The 5,751-nt window shown below is 36.6% G+C and carries 3 protein-coding genes and 2 pseudogenes; 4 read left to right on the top strand and 1 reads right to left on the bottom strand.

Going from position 1 to position 5,751, the window contains the following annotated elements; translation table 11 throughout:
* Positions 1 to 271: 271 nt before the first annotated feature.
* From CWATDRAFT_RS40745 to CWATDRAFT_RS29200, 4 genes and pseudogenes are all read left to right on the top strand, one after another.
* Positions 272 to 1,385, top strand: a pseudogene (locus CWATDRAFT_RS40745) (IS5-like element ISCwa2 family transposase); the annotation flags it as partial.
* Positions 1,386 to 1,423: 38 nt separating this feature from the next.
* Entirely contained in the window at positions 1,424 to 2,224 is an 801-nt protein-coding gene (locus CWATDRAFT_RS40750; RefSeq protein ID WP_232287232.1) for a LamG domain-containing protein, read from the top strand.
* 153 nt (positions 2,225 to 2,377) lie between these two features.
* Positions 2,378 to 3,526 (top strand): branched-chain amino acid ABC transporter permease, encoded by a 1,149-nt coding sequence (locus tag CWATDRAFT_RS29195; protein WP_007308345.1) that lies wholly within the window; start codon positions 2,378 to 2,380, stop codon positions 3,524 to 3,526.
* Between the two features lie 365 nt (positions 3,527 to 3,891).
* Complete coding sequence (locus CWATDRAFT_RS29200; protein WP_007308346.1) at positions 3,892 to 4,782, top strand: ParB/RepB/Spo0J family partition protein; 891 nt, start codon at positions 3,892 to 3,894, stop codon at positions 4,780 to 4,782.
* 207 nt (positions 4,783 to 4,989) lie between these two features.
* Here CWATDRAFT_RS29200 and CWATDRAFT_RS35015 read toward each other — a convergent pair.
* Positions 4,990 to 5,589: pseudogene (locus CWATDRAFT_RS35015) on the bottom strand (IS66 family transposase); the annotation flags it as partial.
* Positions 5,590 to 5,751 lie beyond the last annotated feature (162 nt).

Consider the following 5,751-nt stretch of genomic DNA (forward strand, 5'->3'; position numbering starts at 1 on the left):
TGTCAGCAAATTTTATTGACTGATACAGAGCCGATATTTTGGGATTTTAGTTTAGCGTAAAATATACGCTAACAAACTTTTTTTGTCCAAAGTCCAAGTATAACGTTGACCATATTTATCCTTTCGTCCTAATTTGGGTTTGCTGAATAAAAGCAAAACCCTATTCTTTAAAAGGTTACATCCATATTCGCGATCGCAAAAAAGATCAGCTTTGTCGGCTACAAACCGCTATAATTGGTAGAAACACCTCCCAGTTGTTGCTCAAGAACAAATGTATCGAAAAGAGGAGCAACCTTTACCGCCCCCAGAAAAATTTGAATTACCTTTCGAGGGCAAATTGTCCCCCAATAATCGTTGGGTAATCATGGCAGAGTTGATACCTTGGGATGATTTTGAGGAAGAATATGCTAAACTTTTTTCAGCAGAAAAAGGTGCGCCAGCCAAACTATTTAGAATGGCATTAGGGACATTAATTATTAAGGAAAAATTAAGAACAAGTGATAGAGAAACTATAGAACAGATTAGAGAAAATCCCTATCTACAATACTTTATAGGTTTAAATTGTTATCAACAAGAGCCACCACTGGAATCTTCAATGCTAGTTCATTTTAGGAAAAGAATTGATGGAGAATTGATAAACAAAATCAATAAAAAAATAGTAAAAAGAGAAATAGACAAGAGTGATAAAGAAGTAAAAAAAAAGGATTGTCTCCAAGAAAAAAGAGAAAAAATAAAAAATAAAGGTAAACTAATTTTAGATGCGACTTGTGCGCCAGCAGACATCAAATACCCAACGGATTTAGGCATATTAAATCAAGCCAGAATTGAGACAGAAAGAATAATAGATAATCTTTATAAACCATTAAGAGTAAAATTGAGAAAAAAGCCGAGAACTTCTAGAATAATTGCTAGAAAGGAATACTTAAAAGTAGCTAAAAAACGAAAAGTATCTTATCAAGAAAGAAGAAAAGCTATCGGGAAACAGTTAAAATACCTTAAGAAAAATTTAGGAAATATAGAAGACTTAATTCAAGCTGGGGCTTCCCTGGAAAATCTGAGTAAAAGACAGAAAAATTGTCTAGAGACTATCAAAAAAGTTTATGAACAACAACAGTCAATGTGGGAGAATAATACCCAGAGTGTTCCTCAAAGAATTGTAAGTTTAACTCAACCGCATATTCGTCCAATAGTGAGGGGAAAAGTAGGAAAACCAATAGAGTTTGGAGCTAAACTCTCAGTAAGCTGTGTAGATAACTATGTGTTTCTAGACAAAATAAGTTGGGAAAACTTCAATGAATCTTGTCATTTAAAAGAACAAGTAGAAAAGTATAAAGAAACGTTTGGCTATTATCCCGAATCCGTCCATGTAGATAAAGTTTATCGAAATATAGACCATCGTTTAACAGGAAAAGAAGAAGGCTTAATGGCTTATTATCCTTTAAATGGTGACGCTTCTGATTCTACCTCTAATAAGAATCATGGAACCATTCATGGAGGAACTTGGACACAAGAAAACTTAGAATTTCTCGAACCATTAAAGGGAACCGAAAAACCAGCCAATGTTGACCGGGAACAAAACCCACAATCAGTCTTAAATTTTGATGGTCAAGATGACTATATAGAAATTCAAGAACCTTTTGAAAATAATAGATATTTTACAATTTCTCTTTGGATTAATCCGGCTATTTTAAATTCTAATTTCCGTGGATTTATTGGTAAACAAGAAGAGGCCTATCGCCAACCTGGAATGTGGGTAGGTCCCAGTGGGAATGAACTACATTATGACTCCTATGATACTTCTGGACAACGCTATTTTAGTATCTTAAATAATTTTTTTGAAAGTAAAGATAAATGGGTTCATATTGCCTGGGTGAAAGAGAATACTGAGTACAAAATATATCGTAACGGAGAACTATTTGCTATGGAACCCGCACCCACTAATTTTTATACAACAAATACTAACTATTGGTTGGGAAGAGTTGATAATTTTTTCCAGGGAAAAATAACAGAAGTTCGTATCTGGAATAAAGCCCGTACTCAAGACGAAATAACACAAGATATGAACCATCGTTTAACAGGAAAAGAAGAAGGCTTAATGGCTTATTATCCTTTAAATGGTGACGCTTCTGATTCGACCTCTAATAATAATCATGGCACTATTCATGGAGGAACTTGGACACAAGAAAACTTAGAATTTCTCGAACCATTAAAGACTAATATTTAGATGGCAGAAATGGTTGAGTATGATCATGAAAAATAGATTAATTGTAAGTAACCTGATGTCTCAGTGGCTTTAACAACAAGCTCGAACATCACTAGGCAATATTTCCTGATTACTGTATAATTTCATTGCCATTAATCTTCACTTTTTTTATTCATGGATAACGCCTTATTAGCGCAACTCATTGGCATTAGCGGTTACATCATCTATATCACCACCTCAGCCGGAGTGTACGGTATTTTTGCCCTGGGATTAAACCTACAATGGGGGTTTACCGGGCTAATTAATTTTGGTGTGGTGGGTTTTATGACTTTGGGGGCTTATACCAGCGTCTTATTAACTAGACAAGGGTTTCCCTTCATCGTCGCTGTTTTGGCAGGGGCTATTTTAGCAGCTATCTTAGGGTTATTAATTGGACTTTCTACCCTACGTCTTCGAGAAGATTATCTGGCTATTGTTACTATCGGTGTCTCAGAATTAGTCCGTTTAGTTGCTTTAAATGAAGAATGGTTAACTAATGGGGCATTAGGGTTAAGACAATATCCTTTGCCCTTGAATATAGAAGCAACTCTTCCCATCAAATTATTGTTAATTCTCGTTTTAACTTTATTGGCTGTTTATGCAGAATGGACACTATATAAAAGTTTAGCTTTCCAGTGGAAACAAAATAAAGAAATACAAGGAAAAAGTTATCAACCCAGAAAGCCTTTTAGTTTAATTATTTGGGGAGTTCTTGCTACTTCTTTAATCTTATTAGCGTTTATAACAGGAACAACCGCCCTTTGGTTTTATACTTATAAATCAGGGTTAATGGTGTTAGTTTTATCGGTTTTAGCTATCATTTATGCTAGTTTAGAATTTTTAGTCCATTCTCCTTGGGGACGGATTCTAAAAGCTATTCGAGAAGACGAAGAAGTTCCTAGAGCATTGGGTAAAAATATTCTGTTATATAAGTTACAATCATTTATGTTGGGAGGTGCGATCGCAGGTACTTCTGGGGCTTTCTTCGCTTGGCAATTAACAACTATTTACCCGGATAAATTTGAACCTTTGATTACCTTTAATACTTGGATTATTGTCGTTTTAGGAGGTTCGGGAAGCAATGCAGGAACCCTTTTAGGGGCAGTTATTTTTTGGGCTTATGATTCTTTAACTCGCTTTGTCTTACCTCAATTACAAATTTTAAGTCCTAGTCAATTAGGGTATTTTAGAATCATGGTTATTGGTTTAATTTTGATGGTTTTAATGGTTTGGCGACCCCAAGGTATTCTAGGTAAAAAAGAAGAATTAACTTTGGGTCGTTAGTTACTCAACTTTTTTATATATAGCAATCATAATCATGATTCATGAGAACGTCGAGATCCCTCTTTCTAATCCCCCCTTTAGTTCCCCCCTTTGTAAGGGGGGCAGGGGGGATCACAATTCACTTATTTCTCACAACTGATAACTGATTACTATATTTGAAATCGTTTTTAACGACAAAACCCAATCTAGGGTAAGGTTAACGAAGCTACCAGGCTATTGTACTAACCGCCTCTGATTGGGTTGGAAAATGTATTTGGGTTTTATTGTATACCCTTACTACTTAGTATAGCAAAGATTAATATGAGGCATTACGGAAAATCGTTTAAAATTAAAATTAATGATTAATCTCTATATTAGTTAATTTTATGGCTCAATCTCGAAAACGAGCATCCTCTAAAAGTATTGATAACCCAAGTATTGCCCCGATTGGTCAATGGGTCGATATTGAACAAATTAAACTCCCACACAGGCAACCCCGACGCTCTTTTGACCGAGAAAAGTTAGTGGAATTAACAGCATCTATAGAAGAATATGGCATCTTAGAACCTTTGATTGTTCGACCCCTTAACGATCGCCTTTATGAGTTGGTTGCCGGGGAACGTCGTTATCGTGCAGCGAAAAATGCAGGAAAAACACAAATTCCCGTGATTGTTAAGGATATAGATGAGCAACAAGCGTTTGAGTTAGCTTTGCTGGAAAATATACAACGGGATGACCTTAACGCTATTGATGAAACAGAAGGGATGCTGGAGTTGATTCGTCAACATTTAGATATTGCTTCTAATCAAGAGGTAATTCAACTTTTAAATAAGGCCGCTAATGCTCAAAGACGTAATCAAGATTTGACGGATAACGTTACACGTCAAATAGAAATCATTGATGAACTGTTCATAAAGATAGGGCGATCTAATCGGGAGAGTTTTCGCACCAATCGTCTACCCTTATTAAATTTGCCTGATGATGTCTTACAAGTGTTGAGGCAAGGTAGATTAGACTATACCAAAGCTAAGGCGATCGCTAAACTTGAGAGTGAGATTGACCGCAGAAATTTGATGGAGTTAGTCATCACTGAAAAATTAACCTTAAGCCAAATTAAGGAAAAGATTCAAGAAATTTTGGAAGAAACACAAACACCAATAAGGGTTAGTAGGTCAAAAGATTGTAACTGCTCACCGCAACAAAAAAGTCTTATTGAAAAGCACTACAAACAACATCAGTTGAGTCAACAAAAATATAAGCCCTGTGATTTAGCGTAAAATTTAAGCTAATTTATTACGGCTATTTTAATGACTAACATTCCCAGAATCAAGTCTTTTTAAAACCTCAAATAAAAACAACAATATGAGAAAAAAAATAGTAAGATAGTTTTTTGTTAGCGGAGATTATCCGCTAATCCTGTGTATTTTTGTGCAGAGAGATAGGGCGATCAAGAAAAATCTATCCCCCATCGGCTCCGGAGCCTTTTACATCTCTAATCCTGGGGGACTCCGACCAGCTAATGAAAATAATTCGCATAATTGGACAATGGCATTTTGCCCCTGTAATCTCATGGTCTCTAAAAAACTGAACATTTGGGTGACTAACTCTGCACCCCAGTCGCTTCTTGCTCCCCCACTTACTTTGCGGTGAATGACAATGGGACGTAAAGATCTCTCAGCATCATTATTATCTGGTTTGACTTCAGGATAAGTTAGAAAGGTGAACCACTCTTCCCAATGACGTTTGAGACGGTTAATCAATCTTTGTGCATCATAAGGCCATCCTTTTTTGGGAGTTGCTTTAAAAATCTTTTGCAGTGAGTTCTCGACTTCTGTTCTTTTGGAGCCTAAGTCTTCAAGGNTAAATTTCGAGCATGATAATGACGATNATGNATACNGGCGGGTGCTAAAACTTGCTGTACATCGGCAGCAAATTCTCGATTCGCTTGAAAACGACTGGTTTTAAGGGACTCTAACTCTCGTTCTAAATGTGCCAGACATTTCTGTTTGGCCATCGCACTTTGTCTAAGGTAGGCACTATAGCCGTCCTGGGGAAGAAGCCCTTAAATCTGCTCCTAACATTTCTCGACTTCGTCGAGCTCTAGGGGGAGCAATTCACAACCGACCCATTGGAGGTGCTACCAACCAATACTGATGCTCCAGCAATACGGTTCTCAAACCTCGATTCTGCTGCTGAAGACTTACCCTTTTGGCAGATTCTACTTCTAAACCTTGGCATTTGGAGCC

This window comes from Crocosphaera watsonii WH 8501, from assembly GCF_000167195.1.
Classification (GTDB): Bacteria; Cyanobacteriota; Cyanobacteriia; order Cyanobacteriales; family Microcystaceae; genus Crocosphaera; species Crocosphaera watsonii.

Coding starts and splice junctions, on each gene's coding strand:
- CWATDRAFT_RS40750 (WP_232287232.1), top strand. CDS start 1,424: ATGGCTTATTATCCTTTAAATGGTGACGCTTCTGATTCTACCTCTAAT.
- CWATDRAFT_RS29195 (WP_007308345.1), top strand. CDS start 2,378: ATGGATAACGCCTTATTAGCGCAACTCATTGGCATTAGCGGTTACATC.
- CWATDRAFT_RS29200 (WP_007308346.1), top strand. CDS start 3,892: ATGGCTCAATCTCGAAAACGAGCATCCTCTAAAAGTATTGATAACCCA.